This is a genomic window from Nocardia sp. NPDC057353 (assembly GCF_042667085.1).
Taxonomy (GTDB): Bacteria; Actinomycetota; Actinomycetes; order Mycobacteriales; family Mycobacteriaceae; genus Nocardia.
Window position 1 is genome coordinate 1 of sequence record NZ_JBHVAK010000080.1, and the last position, 23,344, is coordinate 23,344.

Here is a 23,344-nt window from a genome sequence, read left to right on the forward strand (position 1 = left end):
GGCTCCACTTCTACAATCACCACCGAGCCCACTCCGCGATCGGAGGCCGACCACCGGTCACCCGACTGACCAACCTCCCTGGACATCACAACTAGGCTTCCTGCCCATGAGCGACTCCCCCATCACCGTCCTGCTGATCCACGGCGGCGGCGCAAGCGGCTGGGATTGGCACCTGGTCGCGCCGCTGCTGCGCGCGCACGGCCACGAGGTGCTCGCCCCCGACCTGCCGATCGAGGACCCGGAGACCGGGATCGCGGAGTACGCGGAGTTCCTCGCCGACGAACTCGGCGACGCGGAGCGGGTGGTCGTGGTGGCGCACTCGTACGGCGGGCTGGTGGCGCCGGTGCTGGCGGCGCGGCGCCCGGTGGAGCAGCTGATCCTGGTGAGCGCCATGATTCCGGCGCCGGGCGAGGCGCCGAACGCGTGGTGGGCGGCGAGCGGGTACGACACGCTCGGCCCCGACCTGCCGATGGAGACCGAGGAGCAGATCATCGCCGCGTTCCTGCACGACGTCCCCGCCGAGCTGGCCGCCGAATCGCTGGCGCGCGGGCGGGAACAGGTCGAGGACGGTGACGTCCCGGTGCCGCTGACGGCGTGGCCGGACGTGCCGACCCGGTTCCTGCTGTGCCGGGACGACCGCTTCTTCCCGGCGGACTTCGTGCGCACAGTGGTGCGCGAACGGCTCGGCATCGAACCCGATGAGATCGAGGGAAGTCACGGGGTGATGCTGAGCCGTCCGCGCGAACTGGCCGACCGGTTGAACCGGTATGTCACATCTTCGCGTGCTTTGCCTGGAAGAAGTTGAACAGGCCGTAGGCGGCGATCCCCAGGGCGGCGAGCACCAGCAGCACCTGGCCGAAGGGCTGGGCGCCGAGCGTCTTGAGCGCGCCGTCCAGGCCGGCGGCCTTGCTCGGGTCGTGGTCGAAGACGGCCCAGGCGATCAGCGCGCCGACGATGCCGATGGCCAGCCCCTTGGCGATGTAGCCGACGGTGCCGAGGCGCTTGGCCAGCTGCGAGTTGGTGTCCAGGTCCTCCAGGAACTTCTGGGTGACGCCCTTGTACACGTAGTAGCCGCCGACGCCGAGCACGACCAGCGCCGCGATGATCAGCACGGCCTTGCCGCCGGTGCTCTCCATCAGCTTGGCGGTGGTGCCCTTGCTCTGGCCGCTGCTCGACTTGCCCGCGCCCTGCGCGAAGGAGAAGGCGGTCAGCGCGAGCGCCGCGTAGACCACGGCGGTTCCCGCCGCCTTGACCCGGCGGAACGCCTCGCCCTCCTTGCTGCTCTTGTCCGGCTTGTTGGCGCTGCCGAGCGCCGCCTCGGCCAGCCGCCACAGCGCCATCACCACGAAGGCGACCACGGCGAACCAGAGCACGAACTTCCCGCCGGGCGCGGCGGCGATCTGCGCCATGGCGCCGGACTGGTCGGCGGTGCCGCCGCCGCTGCCGAAGGCGACGCGCAGGGCGATGTAACCGACGAGCAGGTGGACGATCCCGCTCATCACGTATCCGGCGCGGGCCACGCGCTCGAACGTGCTGTTCTGGGCGATCCGGCTCGCGGACCCCGTCGAGGTATTGCTGATAGCCATGGTGCCTTCTTCTCCGTGCGGTGCGGTCGTTCGGCAGTTACCCGGCGGCGCGGCACCGAAACGGGCGCCGCTGCCCCCGAACGGGTTACGGACGCCCGGCGCCGCGCACGGGGGCGGGCGCCGCGGCCACGACACCCGACGGCCCCTCCCGCTCCGCGCCCCACCGCTGCCCGACCACGTAGAGCTGCGGATCCGGGCCGCGGCCGAGCACGCAGGAGAACGCGCCGCGGTCGAATTCGACCGTGCCGCAGCGCTCGCCGCCCGCCCGCACCCGGACGCAGCGCGCGGTGCCGACATCGGCGTACCAGATCGCCCCCTCGGCGTCGGCGCAGATGCCGTCCGGGTGGTCGCCGGGGGTGGCCGCCCACTCGCGGGCCGCGCCGAGCGTGCCGTCGGGGTGCACGGCGAACGCGGTCAGCCGCTCCGCGTAGGACTCGGCCAGGATCAGCGTCTCGCCGCCGGGCAGCAGCGCCATGCCGTTCGGGAAGGCGAGGTCGCCCGCCACCCGGCGCGCGGTGCCGTCGGTGTCGACCAGCACCAGGAAGCCGGGGGCGAATTCGCCGTCCGGGAAGTCGAAGCCGATGTTGTTCAGGTAGGCGCGGCCCGCCGCATCCACCAGGATCTCGTTCCACGGGGTGCTGCCGAACTCCGCGAGATCGGCGTGCGGGTGCATGGCGCCGTCCGGTTCGCGGCGCAGCACCCGGCGGCCCGCGGAGTCGAGCAGCAGCATCCTGCCGTCCGGGAGAAAGTCGAAGCAGAGCGGGAAGGACGGGACCTCGGCGATCACCTCCGCGCCGCCCGCGTCGTCGAGCGCGAGCACCTGCCCCGCGGCCCAGTCGGCCACCCATGGCCTGCCCGCGTGCCAGCGCAGCGACTCCCCGAAACCGATCCCCTCGCGCACGATTCGCATCCACGGCTCCTCACCTCGACGTCACCGGTGCCGACGGGCCGGAGCGCGGAAACTCATCGGTTCGCCCGGTCCGGAGCCACTCAGGCCGCGTGCAGCGCCGTCACCAGGTCGGCGACGGCGCCGGGGTCCGGGGTGTAGCCGGGGAAGTAGCAGCAGACCTCGGCGACATCGGGGCCGAAGCGGGCGCGGATGCGGGCGGCGCACTCGGCGGGCGTGCCGACGATGCCGATCCGCCGCACCATCTCGTCGGTGACCAGGGCGCGCATCTCCGCGTAGCCGCCGGTCTTGGAGAGCTGGTTGAGCCGCGGCTGCACCTCGCGCCAGCCCTCGGCCTCCAGGACCGGGCGGTAGGCGGGGGTGGAGCCGTAGAAGGCGATCAGCATGCCGACCCCGGCGACCGCCGCCGCCAGCTCCGCCTCGGTGCGCCCCACCGCCACCATGACCTGCCCGATCACCGGGAACTCGGCGGCGGTGCGGCCTGCGCGGCGCAGCCCCTCGGCGATGGCCGGTGCGGTGCGCTCGGCCAGGTGCCGGTCGGTGTTGAACGGCATGACCAGCAGCCCGTCCGCGACCTCGGCGGCCTTGCGGGTCATGACCGGGCCGAGCGCGCCCATGAGCACCCGCGGCGGGCCGAACGGGTTCGGCCCCGGGTCGAAGTTCGGCGGCATGAGCGTGTGCGTGGTGAACTCGCCGCGGAAGTTCAGCGGCGCCTTGCCCTCCCAGGCGTCCAGGATGGCCTTCACCGCGGCGACCGTCTCGGCGGTGCGGGCGGCCGGGCTGCCCCAGGTGCTGCCGTACCGCTTCTCGATGTGCACCCGGATCTGCGAGCCGAGCCCGAGCCGGAACCGCCCCGCGCTGTAGCTCTGCAGGTCGTGCGCGGCGTGCGCCAGGTGCAGCGGGCTGCGCGGCCCGGCGATGGCGACATTGGTCATCAGCTCGAGCGGGACCTCCCGCGCGGCGGCGACCAGCGGGAAGAACACGTCGTGCGGGCCCTCGAAGGTGAACAGGCCGTCGGCCCCGGTCGCGGCGAGTTCCCTGGCATGCTCGACGGCCCGGCCGGGCGCGCCGTCGACCTGCAGATGTACTTTCACCCGGCCATCTTATGGACGAGAATCCATTCACGTGTCCAGTTCGGGGACGATCAGGCTCACGCCGTCGCCGAGCCGCAGCCGGTGCCCGCCCGGGGTCTCGGTGAGGACCAGCAACACCGCCGTGCACGCTGCGCAGCGCAGCACCGCGCCGGGGCCGTGCAGGTAGGCGCGGGCGGCGCCGATCGGCCCCGACGCCCCGCAGGCGCCGCAGCGGCAGCCGCAGGCGGTGACCTCCACCGCGAAGATCGCGGCCAGCGGCCCGGCCAGCGCATTGCCGTCCAGGTGCGTGCTCATCAGCTGCCTCCCGGCCCGAAGCGTTCGGTACGGACCCGGGCCGGATCGTGCCCGAGCTCGACGAGCAGCGCCGCGGTCGCCTCGACGAAGCCGGTCGGCCCGCAGACGTAGCAGGTGACCTCCGACGACGGCGCCAGCCCGTGCTCGGCCAGCTCGGCGGCGGTGAGCCTGCCCGGATCTCGGGCGAAGCCCTCGGGCACCCGCCGGGTGTAGGCCAGGAAGACGTCATCGGCGTCCAGCTCCGGGCCGTAGTACCGCTGCGCGGGGGTGCGCAGCGCGTAGAGCGCCCGCATCGGCACCGCCGCGTTCGCCGCGCGCCGCGCCCGCAGCATGGCCATGATCGGGACCACGCCGGAGCCGCCCGCGACCAGCAGCGCGGGGCCGCCGGTGGCCGGATCCCAGACGAACCAGCCGCCCACCGGGCCGCGCAGCTCGACCAGCGCGCCCACCGGCAGGTCGTCCACCAGGTAGCCGGAGACCTCGCCGTCCGGCACCCGCTGCACGGTGAGCTCGACGACGTCGCCGTCGGCGGGCGCGGCCAGCGAGTAGCTGCGCACCGCCCGGTAGCCGTCCGGCGCGGTGAGCCGGATGTCGACGTGCTGGCCGGGCAGGTGCCCCGGCCACTGGGCGACCCGCAGCAGCAGGGTGCGGGCGGTCGGCGTCTCGAACCGCTCGCCGACCAGTTCGGCCGGGCGCCAGCCGCGCGCCGCGGTCAGTCGTCCCGGTACCGCTGCTCGCGCCATGGGTCTCCGTAGTCGTGGTAGCCCGCGGCCTCCCAGAAGCCCTGCTCGTCCCGGTCCAGCAGCCGGATGCCGCGCACCCACTTGGCCGACTTCCAGAAGTACAGGTGCGGGACGAGCAGCCGGGCCGGGCCGCCGTGCTCGGGGTCGAGCTCGGCGCCGTCGTAGCGGTGCACCACCCAGGCCTGCCCGTCCAGCAGGTCGTCGAGCGGGAGGTTGGTGGTGTAGCCGCCGTAGCTGTACACCAGCGCGTACTCGGCCTGGGTCTCGACCTCGGCGAGCAGGGTGTCCAGCGAGACCCCGGTCCAGTCGGTGTCGAGCTTGCTCCAGCGGGTCACGCAGTGGATGTCGACGTGCGGCTGCTCCTGCGGCAGCGCGAGGAATTCGGCGCGGCTCCAGCTGGTCTCGGCGCCGGTCTCGTCGGTGACGGTGAAGCTCCAGCGCGCCGGGTCGATCCGCGGCGTCGGGCCCGCGGCGAGCACCGGGAAGTCCTCGGTCAGGTACTGCCCCGGCGGCAGCCGGTCGTCGCCGCCGCGGGCCCGGCCCCGGAACCCGGGCGAGAAGATGGCCATGGGCCGAATCGTAACCCGCCGGTTGCCGCGCCGCAGCGCTCAGCTGTGCAGCCGGTCCAGGAAGGCGCGCAGGTTCGCCCGCACCCGCTCGACCTTCTCCTCCGTGCTCAGATCCTCCCGGTACCGGTTGCCGAGCGCGGGCCGCTTGCGCCCCCGCGCATAGAGCGAGCAGGCCAGGTCGGTGCACATGTAGGTGCCGACCGAGTTGCCGCGCCGCCCGGCCTCGCCCGCCTTGGCCGCGGTGAGCAGCGAGACCCCGCCGCCGGTGTGCGTGGTCAGGCAGATGGTGCACATCTGGGCGCGCCCGGAGCCGCCGGTCTCGTAGCGCAGCGCTACCCCGACCGGGCCGTCGGCGCCAGGGGCGACCAGGTAGCACCGGCCGGGCAGCGAGCGGTCGCTCCAGCCCAGGAAATCGAGCTCGGCCCAGGGCCGCTCGGCCAGATCGCGGGGTACCGGCAGCCGCTTGGCCTCGCCCTTGGAGCAGTTGACGAACGCGGAGCGGATCTCGCCCTCGGTGATCGGATCCATGCGTCCGACGGTACGAATTCCGCGGCGGGCGGACAACGCAATTACGCCGCACCCCCTATTCGCCGACCGATCGCCGGAAACTTCGGCGCCGAGGCGCGCAGGATGGAACCGCACCCGACTACCGACAGAGGAGGTCGACATGCCCGATCGCGATACCCCGTGGCCGCCCGGCACCCCGTGCTGGGTCGACTGCCAGGTGGACGACGCCCATCAGGCCGCGGCGTTCTACCGCGCGCTCTTCGGCTGGGAGATCCAGGACGGCGGCGCCGAGACCGGCGGCTACCTCATGGCGATGCGCAACGGCCGCGCCGCCGCCGGGATCGGCCCCAAACCGCCGGGGATGGCCATGCCGTCGGCGTGGACCACCTACCTCGCCACCGAGAGCGCCGACCGCACCGCCGCGGCGGTGACCGAGCACGGCGGCGCCCTCGTGGCCCCGCCCTTCGACGTGCTCGACGTCGGGCGGATGCTCGTCGCGGTCGACCCGACCGGCGCCGCCTTCGGCGTCTGGGAGGCGCGCGCGCACCACGGCGCAGGCATCTACAACGAGCACGGCGCCTACTGCTGGAACGAACTGCACACCGACGGCTACCGGCGGGCGCAGGAGTTCTACGCCGGCGTCTTCGGCTGGGCCTACGGCGAGATCGGCGACGGCGCGGACGTCGAGTACTCGACCTTCGCGCACACCCCCGACGGCCCGCCGCTCGGCGGGATCAACCGGGCCGCGGCGCCGTCCTTCTGGCTCACCTGGTTCCAGGTCGACGACACCGACGCCGCGCTCCGGCACGCGGCCGAACTCGGCGCCACCGTGCTGAAGGGCCCGGAGGACAGCCCGTTCGGCCGCATGGGTGTCCTGCGCGGCCCCCAGGACGAGGTCTTCGCGGTGATCGACCCCACCCGCACCGCGGGGTCGCCGCCCGGCTGAGCCGCGCCAGGGGCACGGCATTCCGCCGGGCCCCGCACTCCATCACTCCCGCAGCCGCGCCCGCTCCGCGAGCGGAACCAGTGCGCGCGGCAGCCACCAGTTGGCGGTGCCCGCGAGCCGCATGACCGCGGGCACCAGCACGACGCGGACCACAGTGGCGTCGAGCAGGACGGCCAGCACCAGCCCGACGCCGAGCGCCCTGATCCCCGCCACCCCGCTGGTGGCGATCCCGGCGAAGACCACCGCCATGAGCACCGCGGCCGCGGTGACCACCCGGCCGGAGCGGGCCAGCCCGATCGCCACCGCCCGGTCGACGTCGGCCGCGCTCCGCCCGGAGCGCTCCCACTCCTCGGTGAACCGGGCGAGCAGGAACACCTCGTAGTCCATGGACAACCCGAACGCCACGCAGAACAGCAACATCGGGATGGTGGCGACGACGAACCCCGTCACCTCGGTGTCGAGCCCGCCCAGGTGCCCCTGCTGGAACACCCAGACCAGCGCGCCGAAGGTCGCGGCCAGCGAGAGCGTGTTCAGCACCAGCGCCTTCAGCGGCAGCAGCAGGCTGCCGGTGAGCAGCGCGAGCAGCACCGCCGTGGTCAGCGCGATCCAGGCGAGCGCGATCGGGAAGCCGCGCGCGATCCCGGCGGCGGTGTCCGCGGTCTGCTGTGCGAGCCCGCCGGTCGACACGGTTCCCGGCGCGGGGACGGCGCGAACCGCGGCCAGGTGCGCCCGGCCCGCGTCCGAGTACGGGTCGAGCGCGGAGGCCACCGCCAGGTGCGCGGAGCCGTCGGCGCCGATGCCGCCGGTCGGCGCGCCGGTGCCCGCACCCGCGACGAAGACCCCCGCGCTGCCGGTGACCGCGGCGGTGTCCGGCAGCGCGGAGAGCCGGGCGGCGTACTCGGCCAGCCGAGCCTGCTCGGCGCCGGTGACCACCAGGTGCACGGTGCCGGTGGCGTTCCGGTCGAAGCCATCGCGGATCCGGTCGCCCACCGCGTGCGACCCGGCCGTCGCGGGCAGCACCCGGTCGTCGGGCAGCCCGACCCGCAGGTCGAGCACCGGCGCGCCCGCCAGCAGCAGCACCGCGAGCGCGGGCAGCGCGCACAGCAGCGGCCTGCGCTGCACCGCCCGGGTGATCCGGTACAGCCGAGTGGACTCCACCGGCGCCGCCTCGCGCAGCGGTCTCCGGTTGATCCGCGGCCCGAGCAGGGCGAGCAGCGCGGGCACCACGGTGAGCGTGATGAGCACCGAGAGCGCGACCACCGCGACGCCTGCGATGCCGATCGAGCGCAGGAAGGCCATCGGGAAGGCGAGCAGCCCGACCAGCGCGGTCGCCACGATGACCCCGGAGAACACCACCGCCCGGCCCCCGCGCCGCACCGCCGTGCCCAGCGCGGCAGCGTGCGGCAGGCCGCGCGCGATCTCCTCGCGGTAGCGGCCGATGAGCAGCAGCGAGTAGTCGATGGCGAGCGCCAGTCCGAGCGCGGTGGCGATGTTCAGCGCGAAGACCGAGAGCTCGGTGACGAGGGTGATCAGGAAGAGCACCGCGGTGGTGCCGACGATGGCGAGCACCCCGGCGAGCGCGGGGACCGCGGCGGCCACGGCGCTGCGCAGGAACCAGATCAGCAGCAGGAAGGTGAGCGGCACCGCGATGCCCTCGGCGATCGCGAGGTCACGGGTGGCGCCCGCGTTGATCTCGTCGAAGGCCACGGCCTGGCCGCCCGCGGCGACGGTGACGCCGTCCCGCTCGCCGCCGAACCGCTCGACCAGGTCCCGCGCACTGTGCTGGGCGGTGTTGTCGTCGCCGCGCAGCCCGGCCACCACCAATCCGGTGCGGCCGTCCCGGCTGACCAGCCCGGCGGTCGGATCGGTCCAGGCGGAGGCGACCGCGCCGACCCGGTCGTCCGCACGCAGCCCGGCGACGATCCGCTCCCCCGCGGCGCGCGCGGCCGGGCCCGCCGCCCCGTCCGGCGCGTCGACGGTGAACAGCAGCTGCATCGGCGCGAGGCCGTGCTCGCGCGCCAGTACCGCGGCGGCGTGCGAGGATTCGGCTTCCGGGTCGAGGAAGCCGCCCGCCGAGAGCCGGTCCGGGACGAGCGCACCGAGCGCACCGCAGAGCACGAAGAGGACGCCCGCGACGGCGAGCACCACCCGCGGCTTCCGCACCCCGAACCCGGTGCCCCGCACACCCCCGGCGGGCGCGCCTGCGCCGGACTCGGGCCGGGATTCGATCGAAAGGCCTGTCATGCACCACTTCCCGGATGCCGCGAGGTCGGTGCGGCCCGCCATCGTGACCGCGTGAGAGACAGTAACGACAATCTCTCAGCGCGCAGCTCGAGCGGCTCCGCCACTCCAGGGGCCGGGCGCACCGAGCGGGCGTGAACAGCGCCGTTCCGCCCGCCTGTGTTCCTCGCCACAACGCGGGCGCCGATTCCGCGCGCCGCGGCGGCGCGGGCGACGTACCGTCGAGATCATGGCGGAACTGGTTCTGGGTCCGGTGCTGCGGCACGTCGACGCCACCTCGGCGACCGTCTGGGTGGAGACCGACGCCCCCTGCGAGGTCACGGTGCTCGGCGGCAGCGCCCGCACCTTCCAGGTCGGCGAGCTGCACTTCGCCCTCGTCGTCGTGCCCGACCTGGAGCCGGACAGCACGACGCGGTACGAGGTCGCGCTGGACGGCGAGCGGGTGTGGCCGGAGCCGGATTCGCCGTTCCCGCCCAGCCGGATCCGCACGCACCCGGTGCGCACCCTGATCTTCGGCTCCTGCCGCGCGGCCAAGACGGAGCCGGGCGCGCTCGCCGCGGACAAGATCGGGGTGGACGCGCTCGACACCTACGCCCTGCGGATGAAGGAGCGGCCGGACACCGAGTGGCCGGACGCGCTCGTCCTGCTCGGTGACCAGGTCTACGCCGACGAGCCGACCCCGCGGATCAGGACGTGGCTGCGGGAGCGGCGGGGCGGCGAGGAGCCCGCGGGCGAGGTGGTGTCGTTCCGCGAGTACGCCGAGCTGTACCACGAGTCGTGGGCCGACCCGGAGATCCGCTGGCTCATGTCCACCGTCCCCACCTCGATGGTCTTCGACGACCACGACGTGCGCGACGACTGGAACACCTCGCGCACCTGGCGCGAGCAGATGGCGGCGCTGCCCTGGTGGCCGGAGCGCATCCGCTCCGGGCTCGCCTCCTACTGGGTGTACCAGCACCTCGGCAACCTGGCGCCGGACGACCTGGCCGCGAACGAGCTGTACCGGACGGTCACCGCGCACGGCGGCGACGTCCGGGAGCTGCTGGAGGAGTTCGGCGCCGAGGCCGACCGGGAGGCGGACGGCAGGAAGTCGGTCCGCTGGAGCTACCGGCGCGACTTCGGCCGGATCCGGCTGCTGGTCATCGACACCCGCAACGGGCGCATCCTGGACGGCGACCGGCTCATGGTCGGCGCCGCGGAGTTCGACTGGCTGGAGGAGAACGCCGCGGGCGACATCGACCACCTGCTGATCGGGTCCTCGCTGCCCTGGCTGATGCCGCCCGCGCTCAGCCACCTCCAGTCCCTGAACGAGCGGGCCGCCGGGCTGCCCGGCCTGCGCGGGAAGCTCGGCGAGCAGGTGCGGCAGGCCGCGGATCTGGAGCACTGGCCCGCCTTCCGGAAGTCCTTCGAGCGGCTGGCCGCGCTGATCCAGCGGATCGGCAGCGCGCCGGAGGCGCCCGCGACCATCTCGGTGCTCTCCGGGGACGTGCACCACAGCTACGCCGCGCGCGCCGACTACGCCGAGCCGACGAACTCGACGGTGCTGCAGCTGGTCTGCTCCCCCGTGCACAACGAGCCGCCGCGGATCTTCCACGCCGTCTTCGCCGCCGCCTGGGGCAGGCGCCTGGCCCGCGCCCTGCGCCGCCTCGCCGACCGGCGCGGGATCTCCCCCGACCCGGTGCGCTGGGCGAAGATCAGCGGCCCGCACTTCGGCAACTCGATCGCCGCGCTGCACCTGGACGGGCGGCACGGCCGCTTCGTGCTGGAGACCGCCCGCGCCGACGACGGATTGGTGAAGGTCGCCGATCTGGATCTGCGGGCGCCGCACTCCTGAACCCCGCCGGTAGGTTCGGTGGCATGACCGGCATCCACTACCGCGTCCGGGGTTCGGGGCCGGTGCTGCTGCTGCTTCCCGGCGGAGACGGGGACGCCGACGCATACGGCGCGCTCGGCGCCGAACTGGCCGCGGATCACACCGTGGTGCACTACGACCGGCGCGGCCAGGCGCGCACGGCGCTGCCGCCCGCCGCCTCACTCGCCGAGCACGCCGACGACGCGGCGGCGCTGCTGTCGCAGGTGAGCGACGAACCCGCGGCGGTGTTCGGCAGCAGTATCGGCGCGGCGATCGGGCTGGAGCTGTCGGTGCGACATCCGGGCGCCGTCTCCCGGGTGGTCGCGCACGAGCCGCCGATCTCGGCGCTGCTGCCGGACGCGGAGGGGATGGCGCTCTTCGCCGCGCAGAAGCGGTTGGAGGACGCGTACGCGGCGGAGGGGGTGGCGGCCGCCATGGTGGCCTTCGCGCGGCTCATCGCGGTGAACCCGGCCGATCGGGAACCGGAGGTCGAGGTCGGGCGGCCGGATTTCGAGCGCCCCAACCTCGAGGTCTTCCTGCGTTACGACGCGCCCACCGTCCGGACATACCGGCCGCACACCGCGGCACTCCGTGCGGACCTCGTCGTGCCCGCAGTCGGGCGCTCCACCGACGGGCCGCCTGCCGAGTGCGCGCACGCGCTCGGCGCGCTCCTCGGGGTGCCGGTCGCCGTCTTCCCCGGCGGGCACACCGCCCCGACCCTGCGCCCGCGCGGGGTGGCCGACGCCGTGCGCGCCGCCCTGGCCTGACCGCTACGCCCGCGGGCGCCCCTGCTCGGTCATGCTGGTCGGCCGCACCGGCCCGGACCACCCGCAGGGCGAGTCGCAGACCCCGACCACCTCGCGCCGGGTCCGCCCCTCCTCGACGATCGTGTGCAGCCAGGCGGTGGCGGGGTACCCGCAGCGCGGACACTTCCCGAAGTAGTCGAGGATCTCGGTGGCGGTGCGGGTGACCCGCCCGCGCCGCCCGGCGGGCGCGCTCATCCGGCCGTGTCCTGGTCGTACTCCAGCAGTGCCCGGCGCAGCAGCTTCCCGGTGGCGTTGCGCGGCAGCTCGTCCAGCACGATCACCTCGCGCGGCACCTTGTGCCTGGCCAGGTCCGCCTTGACGTAGTCCTTGATCTCCTGCTCGTCGACGGCCGCGCCCTCGACCGGGACGACGAAGGCCCGCAGCCGCTGCCCGAAGTCCGGGTCCGGCACCCCGACCACCGCCGCCTCGGCGATATCGGCCCGCTCCACCAGCAGGTTCTCCACCTCGAGCGGGAAGACGTTCTCGCCGCCGGAGATGATCATGTCGTCGTCCCTGCCGTCGACGAAGAGCCGCCCCTCGGCGTCGAAGTGCCCGACGTCGCCGCTGGAGAGCAGCCCGTCCACGGTCTCCTTGGTGCGGCCGTCGGTGTACCCGGCGAAGCTCAGCCCGCTGGAGACGAAGATCGTCCCGACCACGCCCGGCTCGGTGATGGGGTTGCGCTGCTCGTCGTAGAGCGCGACCCGGCAGCCCACCGGCGGGCGGCCGACGGTGCCGGGCGCGAGCCGCATGTCCTCCGGCGTCGCCACCGCGGCCACCGCGACCTCGGTGGAGGCGTACAGGTTGTAGAGCACCTCGCCGAAGAGCTCGGCGGTGCGCTTGCTCAGGTCCGGCGAGACCGACGACCCGGCCGCGAAGATCACCCGCAGCGACGAGGTGTCGTACCCCGCCAACTCGGCGGCGGGCAGGTCGACGATGCGCTGCAGCATGGTCGGCACCACCACCAGGCTCGCGGCCCGGTGCTCGGCCACCGCCGCCACCGTCCAGCGCGGGTCGAAGCGCCCCGGCCGCAGCACCAGGGTGTTGCCGAGCGCCCAGCCCAGCCCCAGCTGGGAGAGCCCGGTGCCGTGGAACAGCGGCGCCGCCATCACCATGGCGCTGTTCCGCGGCAGCGGAATCCGATCCAGGAACTGCGCCGACTGCAGCGGCGAGACCTTGTCCCGCGGCGCGCCCTTCGGCGTCCCGGTGGTGCCGCTGGTGAGGATGACCAGCCCGCCCGCCTTCGCGGGCGGCGGTAGCGGCTCCGCCGGGTGCGCGGTGACCAGCCCGTCCACCGTGAGCACCGCCGGGTCGGCGGGCGCGGACTCGTCCACCCGGGTGAGGATGCGGACGATGTCGTCCGGCGCCTCGGCGAGCAGCGGCAGGAACTCGGCGTCGAGCAGCAGCGCCGCGATCTGCTCCCGGACCGCGACCTCGGCCAGCTGCCTGCCGCCGAAACCGGTGTTGAGCAGCACCACCCTGGCGCCGAGCTTCCCGGCGGCGGCCATCGCCAGCAGCATGCCGCGGTGGTCCCGGCAGAGCACCCCGAGCACGGTGCCCGCACCGTGGCCGCGGGTGGCGAGGCCGCGGGCCAGCGCGTCCGAGCGGGAGTCCAGCTCGGCGAAGGTCAGCCCGCCGCGGTCGTCGATCACCGCGGTGCGCTCGGGCCAGCGCCGCGCCGCCGCGCGCAGCACCGTGGTGAACGGGCCGTAGCGGCCCGCGTCCCGCACGGTGCGCAGATTGCGGTCCGGGCGCAGCGGATCCAGCATGCCGCGCCGGACCAGCACGCGCACCGCGCCCAGCGCATCGGTCAGCTCCTGCAACCCCACGACAGTTCTCCCTCGGCGACGACGGCAAGTGCGCATACCGTAGCGCAGGCGCAGAATCTCCATTCACTTATTCCGACATCCGAGGTCTTCGGAGCCATGATCGTTGTTGAACCGTTGATTACATGAGAGACTTTGAGTCAACTTGTTTCATCGACTCGGAGGTCGACAATGACCCGCTCGATCCAGCCGACGCCGACCGCGCCGGGTGAGCACCCGATGCACCGGCGCCGCTTCATCGCGGGGCCGGGCGCGCTGCTCGGCGGTCCGGCGAATGTGATCATGCAGCTGAGCCTCGCGCCGGTCGGGCGCGGCGTGGTGGAGAGCACGGTGGCCAGCGGCCGCTTCGACCTGCGGCCGCAGAAGCGCGGCCGCACCACGCTCACCTACCTCGCGGTCGCCATGCTGGGCACCGAGGAGGAGCGGATCGCCTACCGCGAGGCCACCAACACCTCGCACCGGCAGGTCCGCTCGAAGCCGGGCGCCGAGGTGCGCTACAACGCCTTCGACCCGAAGCTGCAGCTGTGGGTGGCGGGCTGCATCTACCTGGGCACCGCCGACTCGTTCCGGCTGCTCTACGGCGAGCAGACCGAGGAGTTCTCCGACGCGCTGTACCAGGCGTCGGCGCGGTTCGGCACCACGCTGCAGATGCCCGCCGAGCTGTGGCCCGCCGACCGCGATGCCTTCGCCGAGTACTGGGAGTCGATGCTGCCGCAGCTCTCCATCGACGACGAGGTGCGCCGCTACTTCCTGGAGCAGGTGATCGACCTCGGCCCGTACAGCCGCGTCCAGCAGCTGCTCGGCAAGCACGCGAACCGCTTCTTCACCACCGGCTACCTGCCGCAGCGCTTCCGCGACGAGCTCGGGCTGGACTGGGGGCCGCGCAGGCAGCGCGCCTTCGAGCTGATCATGCGCACGCTCGGCGCGGTGATCCAGCGGCTGCCCGCACCCTGGCAGCAGTACCCGCTGGACCGGCACCTGGCCGACATGCGCCGCAGGCTGCGAGCGGGCAAGCCGCTGGTCTGACTCAACCGGCGCGCACGGCCCGCCTGCGCCTGCGCGCCACCGCCAGCCGCGTGGCGATCAGCCCGTGCCGCGGCCCGAACAGATACACCGCGGCGAAGAGCACGCCCTGGGCCAGCACCACCATGCCGCCCGCCGAGGTGTCGCCGTAGTAGGCCAGGTACAGCCCGGTCACCGCGGCGAAGGCGGCGAGCGCGGGCGCGATCAGCAGCATCCGGCCGAACCGGTCGGTGAGCAGGTAGGCGGTGGCGCCGGGGATGATCAGCATCGCCACCACCAGCACCACCCCCACCACCTGCAGCGCGGTCACCGCGGTGAGCGCGAGCAGCCCGAGCAGCAGCGCCCCGAGCAGCCGCGGGCTGAGCCCGATGGCGTGCGCGTGCGTCGGGTCGAAGGCGTAGAGCGTGAGGTCCCGGCGCTTGGCCAGCGCCACCGTGAAGACCACCGCGCCGAGCGCCGCGATCTGCCACAGGTCCGCGGGGGCGACGCCGAGCAGGTTGCCGAAGATGATGTGGTTCAGGTCGGTCTGGCTGGGCGTCACCGAGATGAGCACCAGCCCCAGCGAGAACAGCGTGGTGAAGACGATGCCGATGGTGGCGTCCTCCTTCACCCGGCTGGTGTCGCGCACCACCCCGATCAGCGCCACCGCCAGGAAGCCGAAGACCACCGCGCCCAGCGCGAACGGCGCGCCGACGATGTAGGCGAGCACCACCCCCGGCAGCACCGCGTGCGAGACCGCGTCGCCCATCAGCGACCAGCCGATCAGCACCAGCCAGCAGGACAGGATCGCGCAGACCACCGCGGAGATCACGGTGGCGGCCAGCGCGCGCACCATGAAGTCGTAGGCGAACGGGTCGAGCAGCAGGTCGATCACCGGGCACCGTCCGCCATCGGGTCGAGGCCGAAGGCGCGGACCAGGTTCTCCGGCCGGATCACCTCGTCGATGTCGCCGTGCGCGAGCACCTTCCGCATGAGCAGCACCGCCTCGTCGGCCAGGGTCGGCAGCGCGTGCAGGTCGTGCGTGGAGATCAGCACGGCGGCGCCGTCGGCGGCCAGCCCGCGCAGCAGCGCGGTGATGGTGGCCTCGGAGCGCTTGTCCACCCCGGCGAAGGGCTCGTCGAGCAGCAGCACCGACGCCCCCTGCGCGATGCCGCGGGCGACGAAGGCGCGCTTGCGCTGCCCGCCGGAGAGCTGCCCGATCTGCCGGTGCGCGAGGTCGGTGAGCTCGACCCGCTCCAGCGCCGCGTCCACCGCCGCCCGGTCCGCCGCCCGCGGCCTGCGGGTGAACCCCAGCCGGCCGTACCGCCCGGTCATGACCACCTCGCGCACGGTGATCGGGAAGGCCCAGTCGATCTCCTCGGACTGCGGCACGTACCCGACCAGCCCCGCCTTGCGCGCCGCCGCCGGGGTGCCGCCCGCGATCCGCACGGTGCCCGCGTCCGGGGTGACCATGCCCATGATCGCCTTGAAGAGCGTGGACTTGCCGGAGCCGTTCATCCCGATCAGCGCGCAGACCCGGCCGCGGTCCAGCTCCAGCGACGCGCCGTCCAGCGCGAGCACCTCGCCGTAGTGCACCGTGACATCGCTGACCTCGATCGCGGGCGTCACCGGGCGGCGCTCCCGGTCAGCGCGGCCACCACGGTGTCCGCGTCGTGCCGGATCAGCTCCAGGTAGCTGGGCACCGGCCCGTCCGGCTCGGAGAGCGAGTCCACGTACAGCACCCCGCCGAGCGCGGCGCCGGTCGCCGCGGCCACCTGCCGCATGGGGGCGTCGGAGACGGTGGACTCGCAGAACACGGCGGGCACCGCGGCCGAGCGGACGAACTCGATCACCCCGGCCACCTGCTGCGGGGTGGCCTGCTGCTCGGCGTTCACCGGCCAGATGTAGCGCTCGGTCAGCCCGGCGTCGCGGGCCAGGTAGGAGAAGGCGCCCTCGCAGGTCACCAGCGCGCGCTGGTTCGGCGGCAGCGCCGCCAGCCGGGCCACCAGGTCGTCCTGCACCTGCTGCAGCCGCGCCTTGTAGCTCGCGGCGTTGGCGGCGTACTGCTGCGCGCCGTCCTGGTCGAGCTCGGTGAAGGCGCGGGCCAGGTTGTCGGCGTAGAGCTGGACGTTGAGCGGGCTCATCCAGGCGTGCGGGTTGGGCTTGCCCGCGTAGGCGTCCGCGGCGATGTCGATGGTCCGCACCCCCTCCGAGGCGACCACGTGCGGCACGTCCAGGTCGGCCACGAACTTCGCGAACCAGGCCTCCAGGTTCAGCCCGTTGTCCACGATCAGGTCGGCCTGCGCGGCCCGCCGGATATCGCCGGGGGTCGGCTCGTAGCCGTGGATCTCCGCCCCGGCCTTGGTGATCGACTCCACCCGCAGCCGGTCGCCCGCGACGTTCGCGGCGATGTCGGCGAGCACGGTGAAGGTGGTGAGCACCACCGGGCGCCCGTCGTCGTCCCGCGCGCCCACCCGGTCGCAGCCCGCCGAGGCCAGCCCGAGCGCGAGCACCACGAGCAGCACCATCCGATCCCACTTCATGGAGCCATCATAAGTTCGGGTACCCGAACTCGAAAGCGCGGGTGGCGGAACTCTCGCGGCGCTACCGCTCGGCGACGGGCAGCGTGAAGCGGAACCGCGCGCCCCCGGTGTACTCGGTGTCCAGCTCGATCCGGCCGCCGTGGAACTCGACGATCTTGCGGCAGATGGCGAGCCCGAGCCCGGTGCCCGCGTACTCGTCCCGGTTGTGCAGCCGCTGGAAGATGACGAAGACCTTGTCCGCGAACTCCGGCGGCACCCCGATCCCGTTGTCGCGCACCGCGAAGTGGTGCGCGCCGTCGCGCTCCTCGTGCTCGATCGTGATCTCCGGCTTCCGGCCGGGCGCCGCGAACTTCACGGCATTGCCGAGCAGGTTCTGCCAGAGCATCTCCAGCAGCGTCGGGTCGCCGACCACGGCGGGCAGCCGCTCGGGGCGGTGCACCGCCGCGCCGGACTCGGCGAGCGCCGAGCCGAGGTTGTGCAGCGCCCGGTCCAGCACGGGGTCGAGCTCCAGCTGCTCGGTGCGGTCGTTGACCCGGCCGACCCGGGAGAAGGTGAGCAGGTCGGAGATCAGGACCTGCATCCGCTTGGCGCCGTCCACCGCGAACTCGATGTACTGGCGGCCGCGGTCGTCCAGCTTGTCGTCGTAGCGCTTCTGCAGCAGCTGGCAGAAGGAGGCCACCTTGCGCAGCGGCTCCTGCAGGTCGTGCGAGGCGACGTAGGCGAACTGCTCCAGCTCCTGGTTGGAGCGGCGCAGCTCGACGGTCTGCGCGTCCAGGTCGGCGGCCTGCTTGACCAGGGTCGCCTCCTGGTCGCGGGCCGAGCGCAGCTCGGTGACGATCCGGCGGCGCATGTCCTCCACCGCGGCGCCGACGGTGGCGATGTCGGCCGGGCCGCGCGCGGCGATCCGGTGCTCGAAGTCGCCGCCCGCCACCCGCAGCGAGCTGCGCTGCAGCTCGGCCAGCGGCCGCACCACCAGGCGCCGCACCAGCACCGTGAGCAGCACCGCCGACAGCACGAACACCACGACGAGGCCGCCGAGCAGCAGGTTGCGGTTGTCCCGGTGGTGGTACATGGCGGCCCGCTCGGTGTCGAGCGTGGCCGCCAGCCGGTCGGCCTGCCCGGTGAAGCCGACGCGCACCGTCTCGAAGAGCTGCCGCCCCTCGGCGGCCGCGCCGCGCGCGCGTTCCGGCGCGGCGGTGACGGGGTCGGCGTAGCCGGTGCGCCAGCGGGTAGCGCTCGACTCCACCGCGGCGAGGTCGGCGAGCGCGTCGGGGCGGTCGGCGAGCAGCCCGCGCAGCGTGGCGAGCGCCCGCGCCTCGGCATCGCGGCCGGTGCCGTAGGCGCGCAGCGCCACCGCGTCGGCGCTGATCGCGTAGCCGCGTACGCCGCTCTCCTGGTCGATCAGCGCCGCCTGCAGCCGGTAGCTCTCCGCGAGCGCGGGCTGCAGTCTGCCGATCACCAGGCTGGAGCTCTCGGTGGTGCGGGCGATCATGCTCGCCCCCGCGACCGCGCCGACCAGCACGATCACCACCATCGAGCCGAGCAGCAGTTGGAACCAGGTCTCCACGGTCAGCCGGGTGGTCCCCGTGGCACGGGCATTCATGTCGTCGTCCAAGCTCTCGACTCGCAGAAACCGCGCCACCGGGATCGAGCGCCTGCGCACACTCTGCCACACCGCCGACACGCCGGACGGGCGGCGCCGTCCACGGGGCTTGCACAGCGGGCCGCGCACGGTCGCCGAGCGGTTGCGGCGCAGCACAGCAGGGGTTTTCGCCCGGGTCCGACAGTTATCGATGCGCCGCAACGGATGTCGGGTACGCGGCACTTCGTGTCACCGGCGCGGAACTGGGCATGCCCCGCAGCACAGGACAGTGAAGGAGCTCAGCATGTTCCAGCGTGCCAACGGATATCGGTATCGCCGCCGCGATCGAGCGAGCGGATGGCGCCGGGGCGCGAACCGGCCCACCGGCAGGCGCTCGTGGCGCCGGGGCGGCGGTGGCGGCGCCCGCGGCCGCGGCACCGCGAGCAGCAGCCGCGGCCTGGAGTCGGTCGCCCGCTTCGGCTTCGTGGCCCGCGGCATCGCCTACATCGTGCTCGGCATCCTCGCCTTCATGCTCGCGGTGGGCACCGCCGAGCGCTCGGCCAACGAGGTCGGCGCGCTGGCCGCGCTCGCCGAGCAGCCGCTGGGCTACCTGCTGCTGTTCGTGCTGGTCTTCGGCTTCGCCGCGCTGGCGGTGTGGCGCTTCGTGCAGGTGGCCACGGCCGGGCGCACGGTCTCCGGCGGGCACCGCGCCTACGCCGCGGTGGCGGGCGTCTTCTACGCCCTCGCCTTCTTCTTCACCCTGCGCTTCGTCGTGAACGGCAGGCTGCCGGAGCCGAGCGACGTGGTGGCGCGCGACTTCACCACCCGCATCCTGGCCTGGCCCGGCGGCCAGGTCGTGGTCGCGCTGCTCGGCATCGCGATCCTCGCCTTCGGGCTGCTGCTCATCGTGCGCGGCGCCCGGCTGCACTTCACCGACGACCTGCGCATGGGCTGGATGACCCGCGGTTCGCGGACCGCCGCGATCTGGCTGGGGCGGGCGGGGTACATCGCCCGCGGCGCCGTTGTCGCCGCCATCGGCCTCGCCGCGCTGGTCGCCGCGCTGAACTACGACCCGGCGCAGGTCGAGGGGATCGACGGCGTGCTGCGCGACTTCGCGGGCACCCCCTTCGGCCCCTGGCTGCTCATCCTGATCGCGCTGGGGCTGATCGCCTTCGGGCTGCTCTCCTTCCTGGAGGCGCGGCACCGCCGCACCTACGGCGGCGTCCCGGTCTGATCCTTCCGCGCCTCGGACGGCCCGGCGGCCTCGACCGCCGGGCCGTTTCGCGTTCCGCGGCCGCTCCGCGCCACCGCCACCCCGGCCAGACACAGCACCCCGCCGAGCAGCGCGAGCGGGCGCGGCACCTCGCCGAGCGCGAGCCAGGAGCCGAGCACGACCAGCGCCGGGACCGCGTAGGTGGTCACCCCCATCCGCCCGGCCGTGGTCCTGGCCAGGGCGTAGGCCCAGGTGGTGAAGGCCAGCGCGGTCGGGAAGACCCCCAGGTACAGCACGCTCAGTGTGGCGGCGGCGGGCGCCGCGACGACCTCGCGCACCAACTGCCCGGCGAACGGGAGGCAGGCGAGCGCGCCGACCAGGCAGCCGCCGGTCGTCACCTGCAGCGCGGAGGCAACGGCCAGCGCGGGCTTCTGGACGACGGTGGAGATCGCCCACGTGGTCGCGGCGAGCACCGCGAGCAGCACCCCGGCCGCCGCGCCGCCCTGCGCGTTCCCGAGCCCGACCACCATCGCGCCCGTGAGCGAGACCGCGATCCCGGCCAGCAGCCTGCGCGGGAACCCCTCCCCCAGCAGCACCCCGCCGAGCAGCGCGATCAGCACCGGCCCGATGTTCACCACCATGGCCGCGGTGCCCGCGTCCACGTACTCCTCGCTCCAGTTCAGCGCCACCATGTAGACGCCGAACCAGAGCACCCCGGTGATCGCGATCGGGCGCCGGGCCGCGCGCGGCGGCATTCCGTCGCCCACCACCAGCAGGATCAGCACCAGCGTGACCGCGCCGGAGAGCAGCCTGCCGAGCGCGAGCGCCCCCGGCGAGAAGTGCTCGCCCGCCGCCCGGATGAAGACGAAGGCCGACGCCCACAGCAGGACCGTCACCCCGGCCGCCGCCGCGGCCCGCTGCCCCTCGGTTCCGATCGCGCGCACCCGCCGAACCTAGCCCGCCGAACCGATTCCGGTCGCGCGGTTTTCGGCCGTCGCGCCACCGGGCCCGGTCGTGGACCGGCGCGAGTTCACTCAGCGCGCCGATACCGACCAGCGGCCCGGGATCGCCGGGCCGCGCCCGCTCGACCGGCCGCTACCGGGCTCGGCCGCCGAGTGCCGCCGCGAACCGGGAAATCCGGTTGCCCGTGGCCGACGCCGCGGGTTCCGATGGGGCCATGGCTCCCAACCCCGACCTCACCGGCCGCGTCGCCGTCGTCACCGGCGTCGGCCGCCGCGCGGGCATCGGCTTCGCCGTCGCCCGGCGGCTCGCCGAACGCGGCGCCGCGCTCTACCTCACGCACTGGCGCCCGCACGACGAGCGGCAGCCGTGGGGCGCCGACGACGTCGACGCGCTGCGCGCCGAGCTCGGCACCGCCACCGCGGTGGTCGACCGCGGCATCGACCTCGCCGACCCCGATGCCGCGCAGCACGTGATCGACGATGCCGTGGCCGAGTTCGGCCACCTCGACATCCTGGTCGCCAACCACGCCCGCAGCGGCGGCGACGGCACGCTGCTCGAGGTGGACGCCGCCATGCTGGACGGCCACTGGGCGGTCGACGCCCGCTCGGTGCTACTGCTCACCCAGGCCTTCGCCAGGCAGTACCGGCCGGAGCACGGCCCGGTACCCGACCGCGGCCGGGTGATCTGGCTGACCTCCGGGCAGCACCTCGGCCCGATGCCGGGCGAGATCGCCTACGCCGCCGCGAAATCGGTGCTGGCCGGGCTCACCCCGACGGTGGCCGCGGAGCTCATCGAGCGCGGCATCCTGCTCAACACGGTCAATCCGGGCCCGGTCGACACCGGGTACCTCGCGCTCGACAGCACCGACCTCGACCCCGCGTTCGTCGCCGCGGTGCACGCCGCCTTCCCGCGCGGCCGGGCGGGTGAACCGGACGATCCGGCCCGGCTCATCGCCTGGCTGATCTCCGACGAGGGCCGCTGGATGGTGGGCCAGGTCCTGGACACCGAGGGCGGTTTCCGCCGCTCCCGCTGGTAGCGGAGATCGAACCGCCGGTTAGAGTGGCAGGACGGACGCCGGTCCGGGGAGTTCCGGCGCCTGGCGCGAGGAGAGCCGCCGATGAGCGATCGGCCCCGTTCGACCGCGGTGCCCGGAGCAGTTCCGCGCACCGCCGCCCGCGCTCGCGCGGCCACCGCCGGGCCGGGGCGGTGAGCATGGCGCAGCTCTCCGACGACCGGATCGCCGATGCGCTCGCGCCCTGGCGCGGCCGCCGCTACGTGGCACTCGGCAGCTCGTTCGCCTCCGGCCCCGGCATCCCCCCGCGCGCCGCGGGCTCGGTGCGCGCCGCGGGCCGCTCCGCCCGCAACTACCCGCACCTGATCGCGGCCGCGGCCGGGTTGCGGCTCACCGACGTCACCAGCTCCGGCGCGACCTGCGCGCACATCCTGCACGAGCGGCAGTACGGCAGCCCGCCGCAGCGCGCCGCCGTCACCCCGGACACCGAGCTGGTGACGGTGACCATCGGCGGCAACGACATCGGGCTGACGGCCTTCCTCATCGCCCGCCGGATGCCGTCGCCGGTGCGGCTGCTGCCCGCCGCCCGCCGCTCCGCCGACGAGGCCGCCACCGGCCGCGCGCTCGGCGGCATCGAGGAGCGGCTGTGCCGGGTGTTCGGCACGGTGCGCGAGCAGGCACCGGACGCGCGGCTGCTGGTGGTGAACTACCTGTCGGTGCTCGGCCCGCCCCGCCCCGGCGAACCCGCCACCGACCGGCACTACCGGTACCTGGCGGAGTCGCTCGCCGCGCGCACCGCGGCAGCCGCGGACCGGGCGGGAGCGCACCTGGTCGACGTCCGCACCCCCAGCCTCGCGCACGCCCCCGGCTCGGCGGTGCCGTGGACCGCGGACTTCTTCGTCCCGGTGCCGGGCCGCCCCGCGCACGGCACCCCGTGCCACCCCACGGCGGCCGGGATGGCGGCCGTTGCCGACCTCGTCCTGGCCCGGCTGCGGACCCTGGCCCCGGCCGGCTGACCGAAGAACGCCGAGCGCGCCTCGAAGGCCGATCATGGGCCCCAGCGGACACTTCGACCGCTCAGCGCCTGCAGGGAACATCCAGCTGATCGTGGGGCCGGTAACGGGCGATCACGGGGCGGGGGCGGGCGGCGGCGGCAGCGGGATGGTGATGCCGAAGGGCAGGACGAGCCCGGGCGGCGGCGGGGTGGCCGGGTCCGGCGCGGGGGCCACCGGCTGTCCATCCGGGCCGAACTCCAGCGGCGCGGACTCCGGCTGCGCCGGTTCGGGCTGCGTCTCCAGCGGCATACCCTGCGGCGCCGCCTGCTGCGGCGCGGGCGCGGGCACCGGCGCCTGGCCGGGCAGCGCCTCGGCGCGCGGCCCCGGCTCGCCCGGCTCGACGGGGGGCGGCGGAGGCGGCGGGCAGAAGATGCCGCACGGGATGGGCGGCAGCCCGGGAATGGTGATCATCGGCTCCGGCACCGCGGCGGGCGTCGGCGTCTGCACCGCCTGCTCGAGCGGCAACCCCTCCGGCGCCGCCGGGAGCAGCGGCGCGGGCACCGGCGCGGAAGCGGCGAGGACGCCGGGCGCGGTGCCCCAGCCCCCCGACCCCGGCACGATCGCCTCCGGCGACACCCGCCCCGCCGCAGGCGCCCCACCCGACCG

23 protein-coding genes and 1 pseudogene are annotated in these 23,344 nt (G+C 74.2%); 8 read left to right on the forward strand and 16 right to left on the reverse strand.

All coding sequences use genetic code 11. The features are described 5' to 3' along the window. The first annotated feature begins 106 nt into the window (after nt 1-106). On the forward strand, nt 107-805 hold the full coding sequence (locus tag ACFUUZ_RS28495; protein ID WP_378701528.1) for an alpha/beta fold hydrolase: 699 nt from the start codon (nt 107-109) through the stop codon (nt 803-805). On the opposite strand, the gene ACFUUZ_RS28500 is transcribed toward ACFUUZ_RS28495, so the two are convergent. The 7 genes from ACFUUZ_RS28500 to ACFUUZ_RS28530 all read right to left on the reverse strand — a co-directional run bounded on the left by ACFUUZ_RS28500 (nt 771) and on the right by ACFUUZ_RS28530 (nt 5,721). Continuing rightward, nucleotides 771-1,586, reverse strand: coding sequence for a DUF1206 domain-containing protein (locus tag ACFUUZ_RS28500; protein WP_378701529.1), 816 nt, complete (start codon nt 1,584-1,586; stop codon nt 771-773). The genes ACFUUZ_RS28495 and ACFUUZ_RS28500 overlap by 35 nt on opposite strands. Before the next feature lie 85 nt (nt 1,587-1,671). Further along, complete coding sequence (locus ACFUUZ_RS28505; RefSeq protein ID WP_378701531.1) at nt 1,672-2,496, reverse strand: SMP-30/gluconolactonase/LRE family protein; 825 nt, start codon at nt 2,494-2,496, stop codon at nt 1,672-1,674. 80 nt (nt 2,497-2,576) lie between these two features. Beyond that, nucleotides 2,577-3,587 (reverse strand): TIGR03617 family F420-dependent LLM class oxidoreductase, encoded by a 1,011-nt coding sequence (locus ACFUUZ_RS28510; RefSeq protein WP_378701532.1) that lies wholly within the window; start codon nt 3,585-3,587, stop codon nt 2,577-2,579. A 27-nt stretch (nt 3,588-3,614) separates the two neighbouring features. After that, the gene (locus ACFUUZ_RS28515; protein WP_378701534.1) at nt 3,615-3,881 is read right to left on the reverse strand and encodes a DUF6510 family protein; all 267 of its coding nucleotides are present in this window, start codon (nt 3,879-3,881) and stop codon (nt 3,615-3,617) included. Beyond that, a complete protein-coding gene (locus ACFUUZ_RS28520) occupies nt 3,881-4,624 on the reverse strand; it encodes an FAD-binding oxidoreductase (RefSeq protein WP_378701536.1) in 744 nt (247 codons plus the stop codon). Before ACFUUZ_RS28520 ends, ACFUUZ_RS28515 begins: the two co-directional genes overlap by 1 nt. Further along, on the reverse strand, nt 4,594-5,193 hold the full coding sequence (locus ACFUUZ_RS28525) for a sulfite oxidase-like oxidoreductase (RefSeq protein WP_378701538.1): 600 nt from the start codon (nt 5,191-5,193) through the stop codon (nt 4,594-4,596). Before ACFUUZ_RS28525 ends, ACFUUZ_RS28520 begins: the two co-directional genes overlap by 31 nt. A 39-nt stretch (nt 5,194-5,232) precedes the next feature. Next, nucleotides 5,233-5,721, reverse strand: coding sequence for an FBP domain-containing protein (locus tag ACFUUZ_RS28530; protein ID WP_378701540.1), 489 nt, complete (start codon nt 5,719-5,721; stop codon nt 5,233-5,235). Between the two features lie 139 nt (nt 5,722-5,860). On the opposite strand from ACFUUZ_RS28530, the gene ACFUUZ_RS28535 reads away from it, so the two are divergent. Continuing rightward, nucleotides 5,861-6,646, forward strand: a complete 786-nt coding sequence (locus ACFUUZ_RS28535; RefSeq protein WP_378701542.1) for a VOC family protein — start codon at nt 5,861-5,863, stop codon at nt 6,644-6,646. Nucleotides 6,647-6,688: 42 nt separating this feature from the next. Here the strand turns inward: ACFUUZ_RS28535 and ACFUUZ_RS28540 are convergent, their stop codons facing one another. Further along, nucleotides 6,689-8,890 carry an MMPL family transporter gene (locus ACFUUZ_RS28540; RefSeq protein ID WP_378701544.1) on the reverse strand — a complete coding sequence of 734 codons (2,202 nt, stop codon included), beginning with the start codon at nt 8,888-8,890 and terminating at the stop codon, nt 6,689-6,691. 226 nt (nt 8,891-9,116) lie between these two features. Here ACFUUZ_RS28540 and ACFUUZ_RS28545 point away from each other — a divergent pair, with 226 nt between their 5' ends. Both ACFUUZ_RS28545 and ACFUUZ_RS28550 read left to right on the forward strand, forming a co-directional pair. Continuing rightward, on the forward strand, nt 9,117-10,721 hold the full coding sequence (locus tag ACFUUZ_RS28545) for an alkaline phosphatase D family protein (protein WP_378701546.1): 1,605 nt from the start codon (nt 9,117-9,119) through the stop codon (nt 10,719-10,721). A 23-nt stretch (nt 10,722-10,744) separates the two neighbouring features. Continuing rightward, nucleotides 10,745-11,506, forward strand: a complete 762-nt coding sequence (locus ACFUUZ_RS28550) for an alpha/beta fold hydrolase (protein ID WP_378701549.1) — start codon at nt 10,745-10,747, stop codon at nt 11,504-11,506. A gap of 3 nt (nt 11,507-11,509) precedes the next feature. Here ACFUUZ_RS28550 and ACFUUZ_RS28555 read toward each other — a convergent pair whose 3' ends face one another. Beyond that, a complete protein-coding gene (locus ACFUUZ_RS28555; RefSeq protein WP_378701551.1) occupies nt 11,510-11,740 on the reverse strand; it encodes a hypothetical protein in 231 nt (76 codons plus the stop codon). Then, nucleotides 11,737-13,407, reverse strand: coding sequence for an acyl-CoA synthetase (locus ACFUUZ_RS28560; protein WP_378701571.1), 1,671 nt, complete (start codon nt 13,405-13,407; stop codon nt 11,737-11,739). The genes ACFUUZ_RS28555 and ACFUUZ_RS28560 overlap by 4 nt, the downstream gene beginning before the upstream one ends. Nucleotides 13,408-13,539: 132 nt before the next feature. Here ACFUUZ_RS28560 and ACFUUZ_RS28565 point away from each other — a divergent pair, with 132 nt between their 5' ends. Next, a complete protein-coding gene (locus tag ACFUUZ_RS28565; RefSeq protein ID WP_378701553.1) occupies nt 13,540-14,394 on the forward strand; it encodes an oxygenase MpaB family protein in 855 nt (284 codons plus the stop codon). Between the two features lies 1 nt (nt 14,395). On the opposite strand, the gene ACFUUZ_RS28570 is transcribed toward ACFUUZ_RS28565, so the two are convergent. From ACFUUZ_RS28570 to ACFUUZ_RS28585, 4 genes are all read right to left on the reverse strand, one after another. Further along, complete coding sequence (locus ACFUUZ_RS28570; RefSeq protein WP_378701572.1) at nt 14,396-15,226, reverse strand: metal ABC transporter permease; 831 nt, start codon at nt 15,224-15,226, stop codon at nt 14,396-14,398. A gap of 35 nt (nt 15,227-15,261) precedes the next feature. Then, nucleotides 15,262-15,999, reverse strand: coding sequence for a metal ABC transporter ATP-binding protein (locus ACFUUZ_RS28575; RefSeq protein WP_378701556.1), 738 nt, complete (start codon nt 15,997-15,999; stop codon nt 15,262-15,264). Beyond that, complete coding sequence (locus ACFUUZ_RS28580; protein ID WP_378701558.1) at nt 15,996-16,913, reverse strand: metal ABC transporter substrate-binding protein; 918 nt, start codon at nt 16,911-16,913, stop codon at nt 15,996-15,998. Before ACFUUZ_RS28580 ends, ACFUUZ_RS28575 begins: the two co-directional genes overlap by 4 nt. A gap of 61 nt (nt 16,914-16,974) precedes the next feature. Next, nucleotides 16,975-18,516, reverse strand: a complete 1,542-nt coding sequence (locus tag ACFUUZ_RS28585) for an ATP-binding protein (protein ID WP_378701560.1) — start codon at nt 18,514-18,516, stop codon at nt 16,975-16,977. 283 nt (nt 18,517-18,799) lie between these two features. Here ACFUUZ_RS28585 and ACFUUZ_RS28590 point away from each other — a divergent pair, with 283 nt between their 5' ends. Beyond that, nucleotides 18,800-19,729, forward strand: a complete 930-nt coding sequence (locus tag ACFUUZ_RS28590; protein WP_378701562.1) for a DUF1206 domain-containing protein — start codon at nt 18,800-18,802, stop codon at nt 19,727-19,729. Here ACFUUZ_RS28590 and ACFUUZ_RS28595 read toward each other — a convergent pair. Beyond that, a complete protein-coding gene (locus ACFUUZ_RS28595) occupies nt 19,708-20,652 on the reverse strand; it encodes a DMT family transporter (protein ID WP_378701565.1) in 945 nt (314 codons plus the stop codon). The genes ACFUUZ_RS28590 and ACFUUZ_RS28595 overlap by 22 nt on opposite strands. Before the next feature lie 233 nt (nt 20,653-20,885). Between ACFUUZ_RS28595 and ACFUUZ_RS28600 the strand changes: the two genes are divergently transcribed. After that, nucleotides 20,886-21,707, forward strand: a complete 822-nt coding sequence (locus ACFUUZ_RS28600) for an SDR family oxidoreductase (protein ID WP_378701567.1) — start codon at nt 20,886-20,888, stop codon at nt 21,705-21,707. A 176-nt stretch (nt 21,708-21,883) separates the two neighbouring features. Continuing rightward, a complete protein-coding gene (locus ACFUUZ_RS28605; RefSeq protein ID WP_378701569.1) occupies nt 21,884-22,699 on the forward strand; it encodes an SGNH/GDSL hydrolase family protein in 816 nt (271 codons plus the stop codon). Between the two features lie 111 nt (nt 22,700-22,810). On the opposite strand, the pseudogene ACFUUZ_RS28610 reads toward ACFUUZ_RS28605, so the two are convergent. Then, a pseudogene (locus ACFUUZ_RS28610) lies at nt 22,811-23,344 on the reverse strand (lytic transglycosylase); the annotation flags it as partial.